This is a genomic window from Nocardia sp. NPDC051321 (genome assembly GCF_044455225.1).
In the GTDB taxonomy this organism is placed as follows: domain Bacteria; phylum Actinomycetota; class Actinomycetes; order Mycobacteriales; family Mycobacteriaceae; genus Nocardia.
This window is the reverse complement of sequence record NZ_JBITEM010000008.1, coordinates 315,060-334,868: the sequence shown is the minus strand read 5'-3', so window position 1 is coordinate 334,868 and position 19,809 is coordinate 315,060. Positions and strand designations below refer to the sequence as shown.

Here is a 19,809-nt window from a genome sequence, read left to right as displayed (position 1 = left end):
GGGTCAGCTGGTCAGGTACTCGGGGGTGTTCAAGGCGATCGTGGTCAGCCTGGACGGATCGGCCCGCAGGGGCATGAGCACCGCGGCACTGCGGTCCGACCAGCCGCCGATGCCGAGCTGATATCCGACCGCGTCGAGACGATCCGTCGGCGCGGCGGCCGAAATGTGGCTCAGGTCGGCGTTTTTCACAAGACTTGCTGCCGCGAGGAGACGCAACTGTGCCGCGGCTGTAGACATCCAGGCTTGGCCGTGCGGCCAGCCGCCGACCGAGGGCGGGTAGAACGGCAACTGCCCGAGGTTGCGCAGCAGGCCGATCAGCTTCTTGACATCGGTCTCGCTGTCCATGGGCACCGCCAGCGCACGCACCGCGCCGATCAGCCATTCGACCGGCCCGTGCACGACGGTGTCACGCGCGGTGCTGAATTCGTCGTCGGCGAGGATAGCGACCACCATGCTCGCGGTGTCGCGGTCCGGTCCGTAGGCCGACACCGCGCGGTCGATCGCCGATCGGGATGGCGGCGCGTCGGCGCCGAGCTGCTGCCACATCCGTTGGGCCACATACTGTGCCGATTCGGCACGACCGAGCACGATATCGCAGAATTCGCGGGCACCGAGTGACCCCGTCACTCCTAGCAGCGTTTTCGGGCCGGAGTCGTGTCGCTTGGGATTGAGCGTGACCTCGTCGCTGCCGTCGATCGCCCATCCGGTCAGCGCGCGGGCTCCTTCTCGCACGTCGGTCTCGGTGTATCCGTTGCCGTGCCCGAGTGCGAACAATTCCATGAACTCACGAGCCAGGTTCTCATTGGGCGCCTTCGCCGAATTACTCACGCCGTCAAGCCATTTGAGCATTGCCGCGTCCGTGAGCATGGCGTAGGCAAGGGCACCGAAGTCGCCGGTGCCGAGGGTGCGCAACTTCTGGTTCTGCGCGGCCATGGCGGTCGCGTCGCGTACCTTGGTCGCCGACGTCGCGAAGTGGTTGTGCCACAACAGGGTCAGCTTCTCGTGGATCGGCTGCTCGACAGCGGCCATCCGCCGCAGCCACCATGCGGTCAAGGCGCCGAGCTGATCGTTGCGTTCGGCGTTATATCGCTTTCGGACCGCTGGCGTCGCCTGCTTCCCTGGCGCGGCGACCTTGGTGAAGGCCGGTAGCGGAGTCGCCCGTGCACCAGGATCCGCGTCCGGGTCGGCAGTCAATGCCGCACGCAAGTAGTCCTGCGGCCGCAACCCCACCACGGCGTCGACTTCGGCCCCGGTAGCGCCGAAGCCGGCCCGGCGCAGCATCCGCGCGGTGCTCATCCACTGTGCCGATTGGGTCGCCATGGTCCGAGTATCCGGCCAGGTGCGGCGACGTCAGCCGCTCGCTCGCGACCTTTCAGGCAATCTTCAGCCCGCGAGCGCAACAATGACAGTGTGCAACCAGGTCGGATACTTGTGATCGAGGACGCCGAGGCCATCCGGGTCGCGGTCGAATCGGGGCTGACCACGGCCGGACACCAGGTGCTCAGCCGCGGGCACGGCGAGCAGCTCGAACGCGACCTCGCGCAGTTCCGCCCCGATGTGGTCGTGCTCGACATCATGCTGCCAGGACGTGACGGATTCGCCCTGCTGGAGACGACCCGCGCGCGATCGGGCGCCGGCGTGGTCATGTTGACCGCCCGCGACGGCATCGAGGACCGACTGCGCGGACTACGGGCAGGCTCGGACGACTACGTGATCAAACCATTCGACCTCGCCGAACTGGTGGCCCGCGTCGATGCGTTGCTGCGACGCATGGGACGGCTGCAGACCTCGACCACGATCGGTGACCTGGTCATCGACGCCGCGTCCGGTGCGGTGCGACGCGGCAACGAGACAATCGCCTTGACCGTGACCGAGCTGAAGGTCCTTGCCTATCTCGCCGCGCACCGCGATCGCGTGGTCACCAAAGCTCAAATACTCACCGCCGTATGGGGATACGAGGACTACGACCCGAACCTGGTCGAGGTGTATGTCAGTGCGGTGCGGCGCAAGCTGGAGGCACACGGACCACGACTGCTGCACACCGTACGCGGCCTCGGCTACACCTTGAGAGTCGGTGACCAGTGATCTCGCACCGTCGGTCGGCCGCGCGCACCCGCCGGGTGGCCGCGCGATGAAGACGGTGTCGCTGCGCAGGCGCGTCACGTTCACCACGGCCGCGGTGCTCGCCGTGGTGCTGATCCTTGTTTCGCTGGTGGTGCACGGATTGTTCGGGGTTGCGGTGAACCGTAGCCAGAACGCGGTGCTCACCGACCGCGTTCAGCTGGCACAGCAACTCTCGAAAGAGGGCACCTCGGCCAGGGATCTGCTCACCCGCATCGACGCGCGGTCGGTGCGGGCGCGGCTGATTCTCGCCGACGGCCGTACCTTCGGCAGCCTGAACACGGTGCGGGAGGACCAGTCCGCGGTGAAGACCAGACATGTCCTGCTGACCGGGCATGGCGAACTGGACCACGCGAAACTGACGCTGCAGCTCGATACCAAACTGCTGGCGGGAGCCCAGTCGAAGCTGGCATGGGTGCTCATCGGCGCCACCGCCGCCGCGCTACTGGTGATCGTCGTCGGGCTGCCGTTCGGTATCCGGCGTGCCCTGGCTCCGTTGGATACGATGACGCTGCTGGCCGGCGAGATCGCCGAAGGACGACGCGGACGACGGTTGTCACCCTCCCATCCGAATACCGAATTGGGACGCACCGCAACGGCTTTCGACGAGATGCTGGACGCGCTCGAGGGTGCCGAAGCACGGGCGCATGCCTCGGAGGAACAGATCCGCGCCTTTGTCGCCGACGCCGCGCACGAGTTGCGTACCCCGATCACCGGGATTCGCGCGATCGCCCAAGCGATTCTGCAGCAGCCGCTGGACGCCGACCCCGAGGTCCGTCAGCAGATGCAACTGCTGTTGGTCCGTGAGGCTCAGCGCGCCGGACGCCTGGTCGACGATTTGGTCGAGCTGGCCCGGATCGACGCCGGACTGCAGTTGCGGCACACCCGCACCGATCTGTACGACCTGGCCGCCGCGGAAGTCGATCGAATGCGGCTACTGCGTCCCGATATCGAGTTCGAGCTCGCGGGCGATCATGTGGTCGCGGCCGTCGACCCGGACCGCATCCGTCAGGTGCTGCTGAACCTGCTCGAGAACGCGTGCCAGGCCGTTCAAGGCGATGGTGCGGTGACAGTGCTGATCGGCGGTACGGACAGCCTCGCCGAACTGATCGTCCGCGACACCGGCCCTGGAGTGCCGCGCGCCGAACGCGACCGGATCTTCGACCGGTTGGTGCGCCTCGACCAGGCACGCGAACACCGCGCAGACGGCGCTGGCCTCGGACTCGCCGTCGCGCGCGGCATCGCCAGAGCTCATGGCGGCGACCTGAGCTGCGCCGATCCGCCGACCGGACAGCGGGGTGCGGTATTCGTGTTACGGCTGAAGATCGCCTGAAGATAACGGTCCCGATAGGGCGCTCTCGCGGTTGTGGCGGCAGATTCGATGAGGACATGGTCCGCATAACACTGGAGAAAACAATGAAGCGCACCCTCATCGCCGCCACCCTCACCGGTTTCGCTGGCCTGGCCATCGCCCTGCCCGCAGCCGCCTCCGCCGACCCAGGCCCGCAATGCAACCCCGCGGCCGCAGCCAAGGCGCGGGCGGACAGCGCCCCGCAGATCGCGGCATTCCTGGCCGGCCACCCAGACTTCGCCACCGAAATCGCGAAGGTGCGGTCCCTGCCCAAGGACCAGCGCAAAGCCGAGTGGAAGTCCTACCGCCAGGCGCACCCGCAGGAAGCACAGGACTTCAAAAACGCCCGCGCCGCCATCCGCGACTACCGCCACGCTTGCCACAAGTAGGCGGCATAGCGCACTGATCGGCCGCTGGTCGGTGGCGGTATGAATCAGCCGCGGTTCATCGTAGGTGGTCCACGAGTGTGCCCTGCTCGCCGAACAATTCCGCGGTCCAGTACTCGAGCAGTGCGGTGTTGTCGGTGTCATCGGGATGGAAGCCGGGTTTCACGTATTCCCGAAACCGGGCGAAGACGCTCGACGTCAGGAACGGCGAGTGCCACAGGGCGGCCAGGCTGCGCGCCAGCGTGCCGGGGTTGTAGGTAGCGCGGTCCTGGACCAGCGAGGCGACGGTGTGCGTGGTAACGCCGGTCACGAAAAAGGCCATGGTGAAGAGCATCGCGGCAATGCGGCGTCGTTCGGTGCCACCGGCAGCACGGTAGACGTCGAACGCGACTGACTTGTGCTCGGACTCCTCGATCGCGTGCCACAGGAGCATCGAGCGCACCTCGGTCGATCCCAGCAATGCCTGCGCTCGCTCGTCGCTGAGCAGGGTTTCCGCGGCGACCGCCGTGAAGTGCTCGAGCGCGGCCGTTATCCCCAGGCAGCTCAGCGGCGACAGCACCCGCTCGCACAGCGAGAGGAACAGCCAGGTGGTGCGGTCCCCTAACCAGGTGGGATAGCCCATCTGTTGCAGACGTTCGTTCAACTCCCGGTGCTCGCGGCCGTGAGTGACCTCCTGGCCGATGAATCCGCCTACCCGCGACCGGAGTTCGGGTTCGGTCAGCTGATCGGCGAACCGTCGGACGGAGCGCACAAAGAAATCTTCACCCTCCGGAAAGGTCGATGACAAGTAGGCCATGGCGTGGCTCATGACCAGATCTCCGTCTACATAGTGACGTCGCAGCGACCCGGTGGGATAGGTAAATCGAATGCGCCGAACCCGAATCGGCTGCTTGGCATTAGCGGGTGAGTTCGTCATGACTTTGCTCGGTATCTCTCGGAATTTTCCCTATTGCCCGTAATCAGTGGGCGGACAAGCTCTTTGGCGGCGGCCAGGACGGCGTCGGTGGGGTACGGTTCGTAGCCGGGTATCGACCGCGACAAAGCCAGCCCGTCGAACAACGCCAACAGCAGGTGCACCACGGCGGGAGCGGCCTGCGAATCACTGTCGACCGGGAACAGCTCGGCATACACCCGCTCGACTGCGGCCATGGACTGCCGGTCGACGTCGACTATCGCGGCGGCCAACGCCGGGTCGGTGCGTGCCGCGGTCCACAGCTCCTGCCAGGCGGCGTAGGTGGGACGCGAATACATCGACCACAGCAATTCGATCGCCGTGTCGACCCTGTTCGCCGATGGCCTGGGGTGGGTCATAACTTCGCGGTATTCCTCGATGCTCCGGTCGAACGAATGCGCGACCGCGGCGCACAGCAGATCCGATTTCGTCGGAAAGTGATGCAGCACCGCGCCGAGCGATACCCCAGCCCGGTGCGCGACGCCGCTGGTCGTTACCGCGCTGAAGCCGACCTCGACCAGCGCGTCGACAGTGGCATCGAGCACCGCGCGCCGGGTCTGCGCGGTCCGTTCGGGCTGTGTTCGCCGGGTTCGTGTGCTCGCCATAACAACGAGTATGACTCAAGAAACAATAAACAGGTACGGTTTCTTGCAACTGCGGATCGGAGGCCCGTACCGACCCTTCCGCCGAGGGCTTCGAACCCTCGACATTCCATTGTGGAATATTGGCGATCGGCGTCGAGACTCAACCGGAAAGAGCTGAGACACCCTTCCCCTGGGCGGAAGTCCGCGCAATGATACGGCCGCGCGGCAGGTGGAAACATCCGCGAGTAGGCGGATATTTATGGACTCGACGACGGCTCAAAGGCGGGATTATTCCCGATTCCGTTGAACCCCTGGGCAATTCGCCTGAGCGGAGGTACCGTTTGCGATGCGTGGTGGCCGGTTCGCCGCCCGCGGACTTCAAGACGTAGGGAAGAGGGCGTCCATGGGGGTTTCGGATATACGGTTCGGTGTCGAGCTGTACGAACTGGAAAAGGCCGCGAAGGCGGATTTTCCGCAGATCGCGCTGGACTACAGTATTGCGATCGGTAGCTGCCGCAGTGTCACCGATCAGCTGGCTCAGGTTATGGATCGACCAGCGTTCTTCGGTGGTGACGCAAAAGGTCCGGTGTATAACGCCTATCTCGCGCTACACGAGACCGTGCTGAGTTTCCTGACGGACACGGTGAAGAATCTGGAAGACACCGCGACGGCTCTGGACAACGCGGCGCAGTATTTCGCGGTGAACGATCACGCGGCCGCTGACGAGATGAACCGCCGCATACGCGACGATCCGGCACTGAACGCCGCCCAAAATGTGACCGGTAGGTACCGGCCGGGCCGGCGCGCGTACGTCGAGTGAATGGGAAGTGGCAGAATGAGTTTCGATCAGCTCATGCAACACGCGCATGACATCGCAGAGAAGGCCGCCACCATCGCACGGCGGGAGGCGACGCCCGCTACCACGGGCAGATCGGCCGTGAGCGCCCCGCCACTAGAGCAATTCAGGCAGCAATTCGCCTTCGTCGAGCCGGCGTTCGAGCCATTCACCAAGATGCCAGATCCGGCGCACTACGACCCGCTGATCAATGATCTGAAGGCGGCTATGGGGCAGGTGAACTCCGGCTCGGCCCCGCAGACAAAGCTCACCGGCGATGTGATGTTGACGAACACCGACCTGGCCAAGATGACAACCGACGGTGGCTATCTGCAGAGCTGGACCGGTGCGGCCGCGATCGCGTTCAAGGCCAACTTCGTCGACCCTTTCGGAATGTTTGCCGCAAACCAGTTCACGGCCCTGTCGACCATGCGGGGTGTCCTCGAGGCGCATCAGGCGATGTGGGCCGCGGCGCGCCACGATATCGACGGTATCGCGGAAAACACGTTGGACGCCTTGGACAACGTCGGTAGCTGCACCAAGAACCAGTGGAGTTACTTGTTGACCGTACTTTCCGCGGTCGCCACGATCGCTTCCGGGCTCATCACCATCGGAACCGGCGGCGCTACCGCACCGATCGTGCCGGTCGCCGGAAGCATCGCCCTCGGCAACGTTGGCTTGGGCGCATCCAATATTGCGGGATCCGGGCAGTCCGCCGAATCCGTCGTCGGTTCGATGAAGCAGGCTATCGACACTTTGCGTCAGCATATCCAGGACGTCGAGCAAAACCATATCGCGAACTACGTCGCACCGCTGATCGGCGCATTCAACGATAATAAGAACAAGCTTGTCGCCGCACGCCCGGATCTCGCCGGAATGAGTCCGGCCGACCTCGGCGGCGCCCGCGGCATGGGTCTGCCTGGCTGAGGATAGAAGCGGGACTGTCATGGATTTGGCTACGCGACTGGACAATATACGCGTCCGGGTGACCGCGCCCGGGACCGACATCGAAGCGGAGTTGTCCGCACGCACCGAAGTCGCGTTGTTCTTCAAGGACAGCGACTATGCGTTCGTCAACGAACCGATCATGGAGCGGGCTTTGGCGAGTATCGCCGGGCTGCTTGCGGCCGGGTGGCAGCGGCAGTATCGGCGGGCGATCGAGTACACACATCTGAACATCGATGCCGAAAACGCCACGGACTACGCGTTCTTCGCGGACCGGGACGCTGTCGAGGCTGCCGGCGAATCGAGCGACAAGCGGATCAAGATCTGCACGGTAGGCATGAAGGAATTCTCGGCTCACCTCGAACCCGACACCGTTCGCGAATTATCCCAGACCGAGTTCTGCGCGAGCTTCGCCGAAGCCGCCGCCGAGCTCATCCAGGACTACCTGGCCAAGGTCGGCGAGCTCAAAAAGCGATACTACGACTGACCGGTCCGCTATCGGATCAGCCTGCGGTGTCGGCGGTTTCGTCGGCGGCGGCGGGCGCGAGTCCCGCGAGCAGGCTCGCCGCCGTCGTCTGGAACATGCCGAGATCGCCGTACAGCCGGGCCACGAGCATCGCGCCTTCCAGGCAGCTGATGATCATTCGCGCCTTCTCGTGCGCAGACCCCGTGAAGGCGAGTGTTTGTTCCCGCTGTCCCAGGGTCAGTACTTCGGACAGCCATGCCTCGTTTCGTTCGAAGAAGTGGACCACCGATTGCTGCATCGGCTCCGACAGGGTCCGGTACTCGGCGGCGAGCATGCCGCACAGGCACATTCGCTGCTCGCGCAGGACGCCGGCGTACAGGCTCGCGTAGTGCTCGAGCCTGGCGGGGGCGCCGCGGTCGGCGACTGTTGACAGCGCCTCGAAGAACCGCTGCTCGTATCGCTGCACGAGCGCGAGGCCCAGCTCCGCCTTGCTCGGAAAGTGGTAGTGCAGAGCCGGTTTGGAGATCGCCAGGGCCGCGGCGACGTCGGCATAACTGAACCCGTTGAACCCGCGACTCTGCACCATGTGCTCGGCAACATCGAGGATGTGTGACCGAGTGCTGCGGTCGCCCCTCTGGGGACGTGACGTCATAGTCTTGTGCCTCTTGACTATTGGGCGGGTCCTGGCGAGAATTTGACCTACTAGTAAATCAGTATACGTCGGGCGATCTGATCGAACAGCATCCCCGTTCCGCGACGTTGTTGCAGCAGCGCCGCTTTCGGTCGATCCGCGCGGTCCGGGTGCCGCACGGGATTCGCCGAGCCGGGCACTCGGCCATGGAGGAGGGCGAGCCCGGCCAACGTCGATCCGCCTTCGGTGGCCGAATCCGCATGTGCGCGTGTGGCATCACTCGACCATCTCGGATTCCCACGGGGCAGGAATTATGCAAGGACTCAGTGAAATCGAATCAACAGCCGCGCCGGCGGGGAGGTCCGGAGCGGGTGCGTCGCTCGAATACCCCGCGCACGGCGGTCCGGCAGGACGGCTGATCGGCCGGCGCGACGAGCTCGGTCGGATAACGGACCGGATCGACAAGGTGGCCGCGGGCGCGGGCGGAATCGTCCTCGTCGAGGGGGAACCCGGCATCGGCAAGACCGCAGTGCTTTCCGCGGCCGCGCGATCGGCTGCCGCACGTGGGCTGCGGGCACTGTGCGGTGCGGCCAAGGAGCTCGAACAACACGTGCCGTTCGCGGCGATGGGGCCGCTGCGAGCCGCAGTCGAGCTGGCGCCGCTCCGAGAACAGGCGGGCCGGAGCGCCGGCACGAACACAATGACAATCGGGCACGAGCCAACGACCATCGAGACCCTGCTTGCAGCTACCGAGAATTACTGTGCCACAGGGCCTTTCGCGCTGATCCTGGACGACGCACACTGGGCGGATCCGTCGAGCCTGCGGACGCTGCAGCGGCTGGGAGAATTCGTCAACAAGCTCCCGCTGCTGATCGTGCTCGCGGTCGGGCCGCCGCCCCGTGCGCGCGTGCTGTCGGATCTGCTCGCCGAGTTCGAGGCGGCGGGTGCCGAACTGGTGCGACTCGGCCCGATGAGCCCTGCGGAAGTTGCTGTGCTGGTGGATCTCTCCCTCGGATCGTCCGCTGGGCCCCTGCTGTCGGCTGCCGTCTCCAGCGCGGGTGGTAATCCCCTGTACGTCACCGAACTAGTGGCGGGAATGTTGCAGGCGGGGATGCTCGAGTCCGGCGACATCAGTTCGGACGCAAGCCCTTTCGCCGAGAGCGGATCCGCGGATATCCGCCTGCCGGAATCACTGACCGAGGTGATCCTGCGGCGGATGGACCAACTGCCGGCACGATCGCGGCAGATCCTATCGATGGCCGCGGCCTTGGGGCAGGGGGTCGAGGCGATCGAACTATCCGAGGTGCTCGAGGCGCCGCTCATCGACGTGTGGAGCGTGATAAGCACGGCGATCGCGTCGGGAATCCTGGTTCGTTCCGGCGCCGAGTTGACCTTCCGGCACGACCTGATCCGTCAGGTGCTGGCCGATCAGCTTCCGCCCGCCTCGCGGGTGACTCTGCAAATGCGAGCGGCCCGGGTACTGATGTCGATGGCAGCGCCGGTGGAGCGCGTCGCGATGTACCTGCTGACGGGTGCTGGGCCGCTGGACCCGACCGGCCTGGAGTGGTTGGCGAATGTCGTTGAGCCGCTGACGGTTCGTGCTCCGGAACTGGCGGCCGGGGTGCTCGCACGGGCCCTCGAGACCCGGCGACTCGACCAGGAGCGCTTCGATGAGTTGCGGCTCTGGCAGGTCCGGGCGCTGTTATGGAGCGGGAACCCGGCCGAGGCCGAGGCGGTGGCGCGGCACGCAATGTCGCAGGGCGCCAACATAACCGGGCGACATGAGGTCGGCATTGTGCTGCGCTGGCTGCTGGCCCATGCCTGCTTCGCCCAGGGCAACCTGTCCGACGCCGTCGAGGTCGCCGATTCCGCACTCGCCCGGCCCGGCGTCAGCACAGTGCGGCAGGGGCGGTTTCACGGATTTCGTGCCGTGGCCCATACGCTGCACGAGCGTTTCGACCTCGCCGAAGAGGCGTCGGCACAGGCGATTTCGACCGATTTCGCCCATGCGGATCCGGTCGCCAGCGGACTGAGTTCGCTCGCGCTGGGCTTGGTACGGTTCCACCAGGGATTTCTCGATGAGGCGCGGCAACTCGGCGATCAACTGATCCGGAATTTCGAATCCCATGGTCGCCGTCGGCTGTCCAACATCGAGCCGTACTCGCTGAGCGGCCGTTGCCTGACCGAGCTCGACCAGCACGCGGCGGCGGAAAAGACGCTTACGCTGGCGGTTCGGTACAGCGAGCACACCGCAGGTGTGTATCTCGGCCCGAATCGGCTGGAACTGGCGCGATTACACTTCCTGCGGGGCCGCTGGGACGAAACCCTGATCGAACTGCGCGCCTGCCGGGACGCACCGGACGTCTTCGGCGCAGCCGCGGCCGCCGAGTGCCTGACGGCTCTCGTCGCGGTGCATCGCGGCACGTTCGTCGGCACCCCGGAGTCGCTACCCGCACCCGATGCTCGGTGGGATGGTCTCGGCTACCGGCATCTGCGCCCATGGGTGCAGGCGTTGATATATGAGACACAAGGTGATTCGAGCCGGGCCATGAGCCTTTGCGAGGAGTTCGCGAACGGACCGGTCTCGGCCACGGTGTATCAGATGTATCCGGATCTGATACGACTGGCGTTCGCGGCCGGGCGGGCGGAGCTCGCAGGCAAAGTCGCCTCCGCCGCGGAGGCGTTGGCGGCGCGGCATTCCACGCACAGCCGACGCGCTACGGCGGCGCTGTGCCGCGGGCTGGCCGAGGGCGAGTCGGCGCTGGTCGCCCAGGCCGTCGAAGCGTTCCGGCAGGCTGATCGCCCCTGGTATCAAGCACAGGCGAACGAAACCCTCGCAACCATGCTCGCGGCCGACGGTTACGCCGAGCAAGCTCGGCCCGCATTGGACGACGCGATCGACCTGTACGCCGGACTCGGCGCCGAATGGGATATCGCGCGAGCCGAAGCGCGCTTGCGGGAGTACGGAATTCGCCGCGGCCGCCGCGGCCGCCGCAACCGGCCCAAAACCGGCCTGCAGGCGCTGACACCCACCGAGCGGAAGGTCGCCGCGCTGGTAGCGGAGGGCCTGTCGAACCCCGACATCGCCGCCAGAATGTTCCTGTCGCCCCGCACCGTGCAGTCGCACCTATCGAACATCCTGACGAAACTGCGTCTGCAATCCCGGATTCAGGTAGCGGTGGCGCTGGCCCAACAGGGTGCACGATGATAGACCTTTCCGCTCCACCCACTCCGCTGACCAGCCGCCGGTGATGTGGTCCGTCGGCTGGTCATTCGCGCCGTAGCTTACGTCGATCGGCCTCTAGTTCCCTCCGCCCGGCTGGGCACACAGGGGCGTGGCAGCCAGCGGCGCGATGGTGGAGATGATCTGGGCTACCACCTCCGCGGGGACGCCGGCCGCGACCAGCGCATCGGTCAGATGCTCGGCGACGAGGCCGAAATGCGCCATGGTGATCCCGCGGCCTTGATGCACCTGTTTCATCGGTGCGCCGGTGTACGGGTCGGGTCCGCCGAGTGCGGCCGCGAAGAACTCGACCTGCTTGCCGCGCAGCCTGTTCATATTCGTGCCGGTGAAGAAACCGGCCAGCTGTTCGTCGGCGAGCACTCGGACGTAAAAATCGGCGACCACGACTTCCAACGCCTGATAACCACCGATCTGATCGAAGATCGGTGCGGCTGTCGCGGTCGATCGCTGTTTGAACCACGAGGAAATAGTCATGACTCAACGACAGCAGCGGCACATTGCCCCGAGGTGAGCTGTTCATCGCGGCTCGATTGCTGCCCATAGCAATCACGTTGCGGCGCCCTCACCGGTATGGAGAGAATACTGTGAGGCACCATGTCAGGCCTCGGTTCGATGGCCACAGCGACAGTGATCTGACCCCACCGGCGTACCGAAATCCCGGTTCCGAGGGCGGTCCCTCGGGTTGGACGTGATTGACCTCGACCCCACCGGGTAACAAGCGAATGTGATCATCGAAAAAGCACCGATGTGCCGAGCCATACCGGACGGGTGTCCGGCGGTCGGCATGGGTGAGCCGCCTCTGACGACCTGAAATGGGGTGTGGGCTATGACTTTTGCCGAAGCGATGCCACGAACCGCCGCTGATCGGGGTAGGCGTGGCGGCGATAGTTATGACGACATCGAGCCGGCCCTGATCGAACTGGCCGCGCTGGACACCGCCGATCCGCGGTTCCCGGAGCTGCGGGCCACGATAGTGCGGCGATGCCTGCCGTTGGCCGACCATATCGCCCGCCGCTTCAGCGGACGCGGCGAAACCTATGACGATCTCTATCAAATCGCCTCGGTCGGTGTCGTGCTCGCCGTCGACCGCTTCGACCCCGCGCGGGGCAGCCCATTCCTGTCCTTCGCGGTCCCCACCGTCATGGGCGAGGTCCGCAGGCACTTCCGCGACCGCACCTGGGCACTTCGCGTGCCTCGCCGAATCAAGGAAACACAACAGAAGATCGGGCCCGCCATCGAACGCCTCGTACACCGGCTCGACCGCCCACCCACCGCAACAGAACTGGCCCTCGACCTCGACCTGGATCTGACCGAAATCACCCAGGCCCTGATCGCGAGAAACTGCTACCGCACCGACTCCATCGACATCCCCCGCACCGACGACGGACCCGGGACCGGTGCCGCCGCCGAAAACCTCGGCTATGAAGACACTCATTACGAACTCACCGAAAACGCCCTGGCAATCGCACCCCTGCTGGCAGCGCTGCCCGAAACCGAACAACGCATCCTGCACATGCGCTTCTTCGAAAACCTGACCCAAGCCGAAATCGGCCAGCGCTGCGGAGTCTCCCAAATGCAGATATCCAGAATCCTCTCCCGCACCCTGGACGCACTGCGCGAACAAGCACTGGCCGACTGAACTGAGCTTCGGCGGGTAGTCCTGCACTAGCAGTCGGATACAACCAACTCCAGGGGCCCGAATGGCGGAACCAGATCACCTCATCGTTGCCGGTGCCTCCGCCGGCGGCGTGGAGGCGCTGCGCGACTTCGTCGCGGGCCTACCCGAGGACCTTCCTGCGGCTGTCTTGGTGGTTTTACATATGCCAGCGGGCGCGGCCAGCGCGCTGGCCGCGATACTGCGCCGCAGCGGAACCTTGCCAACGCTGACCGCCGAAGACGGTATGCGCCTCACCGCCGGCGTCGTCTACGTGGCTGTCCCCGACCATCACCTGCTCGTATCGAATGAGCGAATCCTGTTGTCGCATGGGCCAACCGAGAACGGACGACGACCGGGCATCAACCAACTGTTCCGCTCCGCGGCGATCACCTGGGGCCCACGGACAATCGGGGTGGTCCTGTCCGGATCGCTCGATGACGGCACTGCGGGCCTGTCCCTGATCAAGGCCCATGGCGGGCTCGCGGTGGTGCAGGACCCGGAAGAAGCTGTTTATCGGAGCATGCCCGACAGCGCGTTGGCGCACGTCCCGGTCGACTTCACGCTGCCCGCCCGCAAGATCGGCGCGGTGCTTGCCGAATCCATCACCACGCGGGTCGCACTGCCCGCGCCCGCGCGCCCGTCGAGTTTGGCTCGGCTGGAGGCCGAGATCGATGCCGGTGAGCAGCAGAATTCGGCTGACGTGACGCACTTGACCCATCCGGTCGGCTTCAGCTGTCCCGACTGTGGCGGGCCGCTGTACGCCCTGCCCGACGAGGCGCGATACCGCTGCCGGGTCGGTCACGGCTGGACCGGCGAGGCGCTGCTCGTCGAACAAATCGTGCAGACCGAGAAAGCCCTCTGGACGGCGGTGCGAGTGCTCGAGGAAAAGCAACAACTGGTCGAACGCATGCGGTCCGACGCGCTACGCCGCGGTCAGCGGCGGCCCGCCGACCGATTCGCCGAACAGAGCATCGAGCACGAGCATGCGGCCGCCGTTTTGCGCAGGCTTCTCACCCACCGCAACGACGGGCCTGGATCGAGCCAGGAAACCGAGCCGGAATCGGCTCCTCAGTTCGACTGAGCCCGGCGCCCGGGCCACATCGCCCGGCGCGCGGTGGGCAGCGTCGCCCACACGACCTTGCCGTTCGGCCACCGTGGCGCACAGCCCCACGCCAAAGCCAACTGTGCCACCGCGTGCAATCCGAAGAACCGTGTCAACTCGCTCGTCGGTTCCCGCAGCACCGCCTCGCGGGGATCGCTATCGGAGACCGCGACCGTCAGTAACTCATCGCGTAACTCCACCCGGACCACCATGTCCTCGCTGCTACGGCAATGTTGGAAAGCGTTCTCGACCAGCTCGGTCACGATCACCAACGCATCGATCCGGAACTCCGGCACCGCCCAGAGATCACAGGTGCGCTCGACGAACTGGCGCGCTCGCTGGCCGCAACCCTCGGTCGGCGCGACCGCGAGACTGGACCTGAACCGCAACGGCGGGTCGGCCGCGGCCACCAACGCTTCGGCCATCGTGGCGTACGCCGGGACGAACCGGTGGACCACCGCGGTGACCAATCGCCCGCGCAACTCAGCCGACGCGGCCACCAGCAACAGCGGCACCCCCGGCCATTCACCGATCCGCATCCACACCTTGGCGAACGCGGACAGCGAGGTATCGCCGGTGATCAGCAGATCGTCCAACACCACGATCAGCGCTTGCGGCACGTCCATGGCGAACTTGATCAGGTCATCGGTGAACGACCGATAGTTGAGCGCGCACAGCTCACCGTGTGGGCGGAGCACCGTGCAACCGTCCACTTCCACCGGATCCCAACCGAATTGCTGCCCTACAGCCACTGATTCAACCTCCAGGCGGACATGGCCGACGCACCCCGACACGGACGCCATCCCGCGTCCGGCCTGTGCGGTACCGCGTTCACCTCGAGCATATCGATACACAAGTCGGCCATCGCGGCTTCGGCGCTTACCTCAGGTTCCAGGCTGCCGGACGGTTGGCTCAATTGCCCACGGCTCCTGCCGAGATGGCGAGATAGATAAGGGTGATCGTCATCAGAAACCAGCCGGCGCCCTGCCAGGTCACCCAGGGACCGCCGCGACGCCACACGCGATAGGTATTGCCGAAAGCCGCGAGGGTGCCGACCAGCAAGATGCTCGCGGGCACGACGACCACCAGGTACCGAGGATGACTCGCGCAGTCGGCGCAGTCGGTTCGACCGCCCACCCACGCCCCGATGATCACCATGGCGGCAAGCGCAGGCAACACCACGCCACCTACGAACAGCGCCGCACTGCGGTAAGCACTTCTCTTCCGGCCGTTATCGCGAAGCGTAGGGTTTCGCCCGCTCATCGCGGGACCCCTGGTAGTGGAGATGATCTGTCGACCATCTACAGCGCGTACCCGCTGTCCGGCGAGTCATGCGTGCGCGGCCTGACTGGCCCGCTGTTTCCGGACGTCTTGCCAGGGATGCGGACCGAGTTGTTCTGCATCCCTGGATATCGACTGTGTCGCTATCGCTTCTTGCTGGGCAAGACGGTAGCGCAGGACAGGAGACTGAAAGCGAGGACGGCGGCCACCGTTCGGGCAGCGTGGGCGATCTGCCATCGGTTCCGCACGTTCGCCCAGTCGTTCGGCGGGTTCGTGGGGCTCCATTGGAGCTGGTCGGAATTGATCGGAAGATTGACGATGAGTGTGAGGACGAAGACGAAAACGAGCAGTGCGAGCGCAGCCACTGTCAGGTACCGACCGTTGGTTCCGAACGCCTGGTAGACCAGTACCGCGGTGGCGAGCAGTGCGGGGAGCAGCGTGACGACCGCGAGCTTGTCCAGCGAATCGAGCTCCACCAATCTGACCTGGGTGTAGACCGCTGCGTCGAAGTTGCGTAGGGAGAGCTCCAAAACCAGGACACCAGTGAGGAATCCGGCGAAGAGCCCGGTGAACACCAGGCTGACGAAGCGTACATATTTCGTCACGACCATGCCTGCGCGTGGTCTGACGAGTGGCCGTCCGATGATTCCGGTCGCGCCGGTGACGAGGTTCATGGGTGTCCGTTCGAGAGACATATAGTACGAAAACCGTAACATATTACTTCGGGACTCATACAATATGACTAACGTAACACTCCCGGACGCTGCTCGGGCGGCACCGAACAACGGCGGCATCAACTGCGTACTCTGAAGCGCCACAACCATTTCGGATGTCGACCTGGGCTCAGACGATCTGGGTGGATCCTTCAGAGCGCGCGGGCTGTGCTGCACGCGCGGTCGCGTGCATCCGCAGTTGCCTAGGCTGCGGGACCACAGCCGGGGTGGGCCTGGTGTCGGTGCCGGGAACGATCCGCAGTCGCCAGCGAGCGGCAATGGTTGCCAGCGCCAGGGTGGCCTCGGTCAGGGCGAAGTTGTCACCGATGCATTTGCGGGCACCGGCGCCGAAGGGCAGCATCGCATTACGCGGGGGCGGCGCGCTCTGGCCTGGATCGAATCGGTCCGGGTCGAACCGCTCAGGGTCGGGGTACAGGTCAGCCCGGTGTTGGATCAGATACGCGCTGTAGATCACGGTCGTACCGGCAACCAGCGAATACTCCCCCAACTCGGCGTCCTCGGTTACCGTCCGAGTCTGCAGCCAGCCCGGCGGACGCAGACGCAAGGTTTCCATGATCACCTGGCCGGTGAACTGCAGGCGCGGCAAATCCTCACGCGCGGCGGGCCGTCCAGCCAGCACGGTGTCGACCTCGGCGTGCACGCGGGCCGCGATCTCGGGATGCCGGTCGAGCAGCATCAATGCCCATGCCAACGTCGCGGCACTCGTGTCGGTGCCCGCGAAGAAGAATGTGAGCACCTGTTCGACGATCTCGTCGTCACTCAACTGCCCACCTCCCGCACTGTCGCGAGCGAAGACCAACGCCGAGAACAGATCGCCGCGATCGACCCCCTCGGCGCGGCGCGCGGCGACCAACTCGCCGAGAATGGTGCGCGCCTCGACGGCGGCTGCCATGCAGGCGCGGTTGCCCAGGATCGGCAACCGGCGCATCCACGCCGGCATCATCGCCTGCCGCATGACACCGGTGAACACTGCCTCGACATCGCGGAGCAGCCGCTTCTGGTCCGCATCCGAGATCGCGTGATCGAACAGCGTCGCCGCGATCACCCGGGCCGCGAGTGTGTGCAGTTGCGCTTTTACGTCGATGATCTGCCCGTCCTGCCAGGAATCGACCATTTCGTCGATCTTTTGCACCATCACGGACGCGTACGCGGTGATCCGGTTCGGATGGAACGCCGGCTGCAACAGACGCCGTTGCCTACGATGCTGCGCATGTGGGCACGTCGCCAAACCCGTACCGACCAAGTCCCTGCCGCTGTCGAATTGCGGTCCGCCCTTGTCGAAAACGCGGTCCTCGAGCAGCATTTGCCGAGTCAGTTCGAGATCGCAGACCACTACCGCATTCACCGGGCCCAGTCCGATGCTGACCAGGTCACCGTACGTAGGTAGCGATGCCATGAATCCCAGCGGATCTCGCAGCAGCGGCACCAGATGCCCCAGCACCGGCAGCCGGTGCGGCGCCACCGCGATCGGCACGGTTTTGACCTGCCCGTCAGTGCCCCGGGGTTTGCCGGGGCCCGGGGGCCCGCCGCCCGCTACCCGACGAAGCGCGTCGACCGTCCGACGAATTCTCAACCGCGTGCCCATGACTCTCCGTCCCGCGCAACGTCGACTTCAGACCCCCCAGTGTTCACCGATCCGAACGGCGCCACTACCACCCTTTCGGGTGGACTTCGATTGACAAGCATTGGTCGCTCTGAGGACTAGGCCTACTAACCAGTGTGGATCGACAAGAGCTCTCGCACTGGCAGATTCGTTCATCGCACGCGAACTTCACCTACGGCGCCCCTGCTGCCGCACGTCGGGCTGGGTCGCGGGCAACAGGATGGCGAGGCAACTGCCCCAATGCTTTTCGGGCTAGCCGGTGACGACATTGCCCGGCATAACGGGCGCGTCTTCCGTATCCTCGCCCGGCCCAAGGCTTCCCGACTGCTCCAGGAACTCGGGCCGGACGACGGCGGTCGACTCGTGGCGGACTCGGCACGGCATGTTCAGCGGGCGCTGCCCAGGCCTCGGTCGTGTGCGGAGCCCGAGAGCATGGTGGTGGTCTCGATGATCTGCCGGAAGCGGCCGTCGTCGGCGAGTTCGGCGAAGACAAGCACCTCGAACGCGACCTCGCTGCCGTCGACCTTGCGGGCGGACACGGTGTGGCGATCGGCGTAGCGGTCGCCGTTGATCAGTTCGTCGTGCACCTCCACACTCCCGTCGGCAATGACGGTTCGCAGGTGGGTGATGTGCTCGACGAACTCGGCGTGGTCGCTCCACACGCCGTCGGTGCGCTGACGGTAGTCGTCGGTGAAGTGGCGCGCGAACGCTGTGTCGACGTCGATCTGCCGATCGAAGAGCAGGTCGGCGAGGGCGGCGGCGATGGCGGTCATGGTCATTCTCCCTTGTTCATTTGCGTGCATCGCGCACGCAGATGACTGTAGCGCATATCCGTGCACGATGCACGCTATGGTGGGAAACATGTCACCACAAGGGATCGGAGCCCAGGTCGCCGAGGCGATCGCCGAACTGTTGCGCCGCAGAACCCGCGAGGGCATCTACGCCGAACTGACCCACGGGATGAACCCCGCAGTGGACACGGCGACCTATCCGGTACTCAGCGCCCTAGCCCGCTGGGGCCAACGCAGCGCCGCCGCGCTTGCCGCCGAAATCGGCCTGGATCGTTCGGTGACCAGCCGACACGCCACCCGCCTCGAACAAGCCGGATTGCTCCGTCGCACACCAGATCCCGACGATGCCCGCGCCACGCTGCTGAGCCTGACCGACAGCGGCGAGCAGGCGGTCAAGGCCATGCGCGAACGCCTCGCCGACCGTCTCGACAGACACTTGGCCGCCTGGCCCGAACACGAGGCCCGCGCCTTCGCTACCGCGCTGACCCGATTCGTCCACGAACAACCCTTCGGCTGAACGGCCGCGGATCATGTTGTCCTACCGGCATTCAGGTCCTCGGCCACGGCAGATATGGCTGGGCGATGCGCAACGAGACGCACCCATGGGCAGTTCGGAAGTCGGAGTCCACGTTAATATTAACCAGGTAAGACTCTGATATGCTCGACGCGTGGATGACGGACTCGGAGACTTGTTGCATCGCGTGGTACTCCTACTCGGAGACGCCACCCGGCGGCGCGTTGACAGCTCCGGCGGCCTGACTTACAGCCAAATACGGCTGCTCGGGACGTTGGAAGATATCGAGCCGGTGACCCAGCATCAGCTGGCGCAAGCGCTCGCGGTATCCGATCCGGCGATCAGCCGGGCATTGCGCCCACTCGAAGAAGCGGGACTCGTGCAGGTCGAGCCCGACCCCGACCACGGACGACGGCGCCTGGTCCGCAGCACCGAAGCGGGCCGCGCAGCTTTTCACGCCAGCGGCAAACCGCTTCTCGACGAGCTCCGAAACGCCTTGCTCGCAGCCAACTTTCCGTATGACCGCTACCTGCAAGACACCATCACGCTCGCCAAGCTCCTCGAGCCGTCCCCCTAGCCGCCCGCCCGGCGCTCGTCGCGGCCGAACCGCAC

Annotated in this window: 21 protein-coding genes; 11 read left to right on the top strand and 10 right to left on the bottom strand. The window is 65.4% G+C overall.

Annotated features, from left to right (window positions below; genetic code table 11):
• Nucleotides 1-3 precede the first annotated feature (3 nt).
• Entirely contained in the window at nucleotides 4-1,320 is a 1,317-nt protein-coding gene (locus ACIA8C_RS21330) for a DUF1800 family protein (RefSeq protein ID WP_397137194.1), read from the bottom strand.
• A gap of 90 nt (nucleotides 1,321-1,410) precedes the next feature.
• On the opposite strand from ACIA8C_RS21330, the gene ACIA8C_RS21325 reads away from it, so the two are divergent.
• The 3 genes from ACIA8C_RS21325 (at nucleotide 1,411) to ACIA8C_RS21315 (ending at nucleotide 3,861) form a co-directional block, all read left to right on the top strand.
• Nucleotides 1,411-2,085 (top strand): response regulator transcription factor, encoded by a 675-nt coding sequence (locus tag ACIA8C_RS21325; RefSeq protein ID WP_397137192.1) that lies wholly within the window; start codon nucleotides 1,411-1,413, stop codon nucleotides 2,083-2,085.
• Nucleotides 2,075-3,454 (top strand): sensor histidine kinase, encoded by a 1,380-nt coding sequence (locus ACIA8C_RS21320; protein WP_397137190.1) that lies wholly within the window; start codon nucleotides 2,075-2,077, stop codon nucleotides 3,452-3,454. The genes ACIA8C_RS21325 and ACIA8C_RS21320 overlap by 11 nt, the downstream gene beginning before the upstream one ends.
• Nucleotides 3,455-3,537: 83 nt before the next feature.
• Nucleotides 3,538-3,861, top strand: coding sequence for a hemophore-related protein (locus ACIA8C_RS21315; RefSeq protein ID WP_397137188.1), 324 nt, complete (start codon nucleotides 3,538-3,540; stop codon nucleotides 3,859-3,861).
• Nucleotides 3,862-3,916: 55 nt separating this feature from the next.
• Here ACIA8C_RS21315 and ACIA8C_RS21310 read toward each other — a convergent pair whose 3' ends face one another.
• Both ACIA8C_RS21310 and ACIA8C_RS21305 read right to left on the bottom strand, forming a co-directional pair.
• Nucleotides 3,917-4,774 (bottom strand): metal-dependent hydrolase, encoded by an 858-nt coding sequence (locus ACIA8C_RS21310; protein WP_397137186.1) that lies wholly within the window; start codon nucleotides 4,772-4,774, stop codon nucleotides 3,917-3,919.
• Nucleotides 4,771-5,415, bottom strand: coding sequence for a TetR/AcrR family transcriptional regulator (locus ACIA8C_RS21305; RefSeq protein WP_397137184.1), 645 nt, complete (start codon nucleotides 5,413-5,415; stop codon nucleotides 4,771-4,773). Before ACIA8C_RS21305 ends, ACIA8C_RS21310 begins: the two co-directional genes overlap by 4 nt.
• 325 nt (nucleotides 5,416-5,740) lie before the next feature.
• Here ACIA8C_RS21305 and ACIA8C_RS21300 point away from each other — a divergent pair, with 325 nt between their 5' ends.
• Genes ACIA8C_RS21300 through ACIA8C_RS21290 form a run of 3 tightly spaced genes read left to right on the top strand, consistent with a single transcriptional unit; the run spans nucleotide 5,741 to nucleotide 7,661 of the window.
• Nucleotides 5,741-6,214, top strand: coding sequence for a hypothetical protein (locus ACIA8C_RS21300; protein ID WP_397137182.1), 474 nt, complete (start codon nucleotides 5,741-5,743; stop codon nucleotides 6,212-6,214).
• A 15-nt stretch (nucleotides 6,215-6,229) separates the two neighbouring features.
• Nucleotides 6,230-7,156 carry a hypothetical protein gene (locus tag ACIA8C_RS21295; RefSeq protein WP_397137180.1) on the top strand — a complete coding sequence of 309 codons (927 nt, stop codon included), beginning with the start codon at nucleotides 6,230-6,232 and terminating at the stop codon, nucleotides 7,154-7,156.
• 58 nt (nucleotides 7,157-7,214) lie between these two features.
• Nucleotides 7,215-7,661, top strand: coding sequence for a hypothetical protein (locus ACIA8C_RS21290; protein WP_397137178.1), 447 nt, complete (start codon nucleotides 7,215-7,217; stop codon nucleotides 7,659-7,661).
• A 16-nt stretch (nucleotides 7,662-7,677) separates the two neighbouring features.
• On the opposite strand, the gene ACIA8C_RS21285 is transcribed toward ACIA8C_RS21290, so the two are convergent.
• Nucleotides 7,678-8,292 carry a TetR/AcrR family transcriptional regulator gene (locus ACIA8C_RS21285; protein WP_397137176.1) on the bottom strand — a complete coding sequence of 205 codons (615 nt, stop codon included), beginning with the start codon at nucleotides 8,290-8,292 and terminating at the stop codon, nucleotides 7,678-7,680.
• Between the two features lie 292 nt (nucleotides 8,293-8,584).
• Between ACIA8C_RS21285 and ACIA8C_RS21280 the strand changes: the two genes are divergently transcribed.
• Nucleotides 8,585-11,479, top strand: coding sequence for an ATP-binding protein (locus ACIA8C_RS21280; RefSeq protein WP_397137174.1), 2,895 nt, complete (start codon nucleotides 8,585-8,587; stop codon nucleotides 11,477-11,479).
• Between the two features lie 93 nt (nucleotides 11,480-11,572).
• Here ACIA8C_RS21280 and ACIA8C_RS21275 read toward each other — a convergent pair whose 3' ends face one another.
• Nucleotides 11,573-11,989, bottom strand: a complete 417-nt coding sequence (locus ACIA8C_RS21275; protein ID WP_397137172.1) for a group 1 truncated hemoglobin — start codon at nucleotides 11,987-11,989, stop codon at nucleotides 11,573-11,575.
• 352 nt (nucleotides 11,990-12,341) lie between these two features.
• Between ACIA8C_RS21275 and ACIA8C_RS21270 the strand changes: the two genes are divergently transcribed.
• Together ACIA8C_RS21270 and ACIA8C_RS21265 are read left to right on the top strand one after the other, a co-directional pair.
• Nucleotides 12,342-13,154, top strand: a complete 813-nt coding sequence (locus tag ACIA8C_RS21270; protein ID WP_397137170.1) for a SigB/SigF/SigG family RNA polymerase sigma factor — start codon at nucleotides 12,342-12,344, stop codon at nucleotides 13,152-13,154.
• Nucleotides 13,155-13,215: 61 nt separating this feature from the next.
• A complete protein-coding gene (locus ACIA8C_RS21265) occupies nucleotides 13,216-14,253 on the top strand; it encodes a chemotaxis protein CheB (protein ID WP_397137168.1) in 1,038 nt (345 codons plus the stop codon).
• On the opposite strand, the gene ACIA8C_RS21260 is transcribed toward ACIA8C_RS21265, so the two are convergent.
• The 5 genes from ACIA8C_RS21260 to ACIA8C_RS21240 form a co-directional block, all read right to left on the bottom strand.
• Entirely contained in the window at nucleotides 14,241-15,026 is a 786-nt protein-coding gene (locus tag ACIA8C_RS21260; RefSeq protein ID WP_397137166.1) for an STAS domain-containing protein, read from the bottom strand. The two genes, ACIA8C_RS21265 and ACIA8C_RS21260, sit on opposite strands and share 13 nt — an antisense overlap.
• Nucleotides 15,027-15,186: 160 nt before the next feature.
• Nucleotides 15,187-15,456, bottom strand: coding sequence for a hypothetical protein (locus tag ACIA8C_RS21255; RefSeq protein ID WP_397137164.1), 270 nt, complete (start codon nucleotides 15,454-15,456; stop codon nucleotides 15,187-15,189).
• A gap of 242 nt (nucleotides 15,457-15,698) precedes the next feature.
• Nucleotides 15,699-16,160 (bottom strand): anthrone oxygenase family protein, encoded by a 462-nt coding sequence (locus tag ACIA8C_RS21250; RefSeq protein ID WP_397137162.1) that lies wholly within the window; start codon nucleotides 16,158-16,160, stop codon nucleotides 15,699-15,701.
• A gap of 238 nt (nucleotides 16,161-16,398) precedes the next feature.
• On the bottom strand, nucleotides 16,399-17,763 hold the full coding sequence (locus ACIA8C_RS21245; RefSeq protein WP_397137160.1) for a cytochrome P450: 1,365 nt from the start codon (nucleotides 17,761-17,763) through the stop codon (nucleotides 16,399-16,401).
• Between the two features lie 515 nt (nucleotides 17,764-18,278).
• Nucleotides 18,279-18,665, bottom strand: a complete 387-nt coding sequence (locus ACIA8C_RS21240) for a nuclear transport factor 2 family protein (protein WP_397137158.1) — start codon at nucleotides 18,663-18,665, stop codon at nucleotides 18,279-18,281.
• Nucleotides 18,666-18,753: 88 nt separating this feature from the next.
• On the opposite strand from ACIA8C_RS21240, the gene ACIA8C_RS21235 reads away from it, so the two are divergent.
• Nucleotides 18,754-19,200 (top strand): MarR family winged helix-turn-helix transcriptional regulator, encoded by a 447-nt coding sequence (locus ACIA8C_RS21235; RefSeq protein WP_397137156.1) that lies wholly within the window; start codon nucleotides 18,754-18,756, stop codon nucleotides 19,198-19,200.
• A 151-nt stretch (nucleotides 19,201-19,351) separates the two neighbouring features.
• Nucleotides 19,352-19,774, top strand: a complete 423-nt coding sequence (locus ACIA8C_RS21230) for a MarR family winged helix-turn-helix transcriptional regulator (protein WP_397137154.1) — start codon at nucleotides 19,352-19,354, stop codon at nucleotides 19,772-19,774.
• Nucleotides 19,775-19,809: the final 35 nt, after the last annotated feature.

Coding starts and splice junctions, on each gene's coding strand:
- ACIA8C_RS21330 (WP_397137194.1), bottom strand. CDS start 1,320: ATGGCGACCCAATCGGCACAGTGGATGAGCACCGCGCGGATGCTGCGC.
- ACIA8C_RS21315 (WP_397137188.1), top strand. CDS start 3,538: ATGAAGCGCACCCTCATCGCCGCCACCCTCACCGGTTTCGCTGGCCTG.
- ACIA8C_RS21310 (WP_397137186.1), bottom strand. CDS start 4,774: ATGACGAACTCACCCGCTAATGCCAAGCAGCCGATTCGGGTTCGGCGC.
- ACIA8C_RS21305 (WP_397137184.1), bottom strand. CDS start 5,415: ATGGCGAGCACACGAACCCGGCGAACACAGCCCGAACGGACCGCGCAG.
- ACIA8C_RS21300 (WP_397137182.1), top strand. CDS start 5,741: ATGCGTGGTGGCCGGTTCGCCGCCCGCGGACTTCAAGACGTAGGGAAG.
- ACIA8C_RS21295 (WP_397137180.1), top strand. CDS start 6,230: ATGAGTTTCGATCAGCTCATGCAACACGCGCATGACATCGCAGAGAAG.
- ACIA8C_RS21285 (WP_397137176.1), bottom strand. CDS start 8,292: ATGACGTCACGTCCCCAGAGGGGCGACCGCAGCACTCGGTCACACATC.
- ACIA8C_RS21280 (WP_397137174.1), top strand. CDS start 8,585: ATGCAAGGACTCAGTGAAATCGAATCAACAGCCGCGCCGGCGGGGAGG.
- ACIA8C_RS21275 (WP_397137172.1), bottom strand. CDS start 11,989: ATGACTATTTCCTCGTGGTTCAAACAGCGATCGACCGCGACAGCCGCA.
- ACIA8C_RS21270 (WP_397137170.1), top strand. CDS start 12,342: ATGACTTTTGCCGAAGCGATGCCACGAACCGCCGCTGATCGGGGTAGG.
- ACIA8C_RS21265 (WP_397137168.1), top strand. CDS start 13,216: ATGGCGGAACCAGATCACCTCATCGTTGCCGGTGCCTCCGCCGGCGGC.
- ACIA8C_RS21240 (WP_397137158.1), bottom strand. CDS start 18,665: ATGACCGCCATCGCCGCCGCCCTCGCCGACCTGCTCTTCGATCGGCAG.
- ACIA8C_RS21235 (WP_397137156.1), top strand. CDS start 18,754: ATGTCACCACAAGGGATCGGAGCCCAGGTCGCCGAGGCGATCGCCGAA.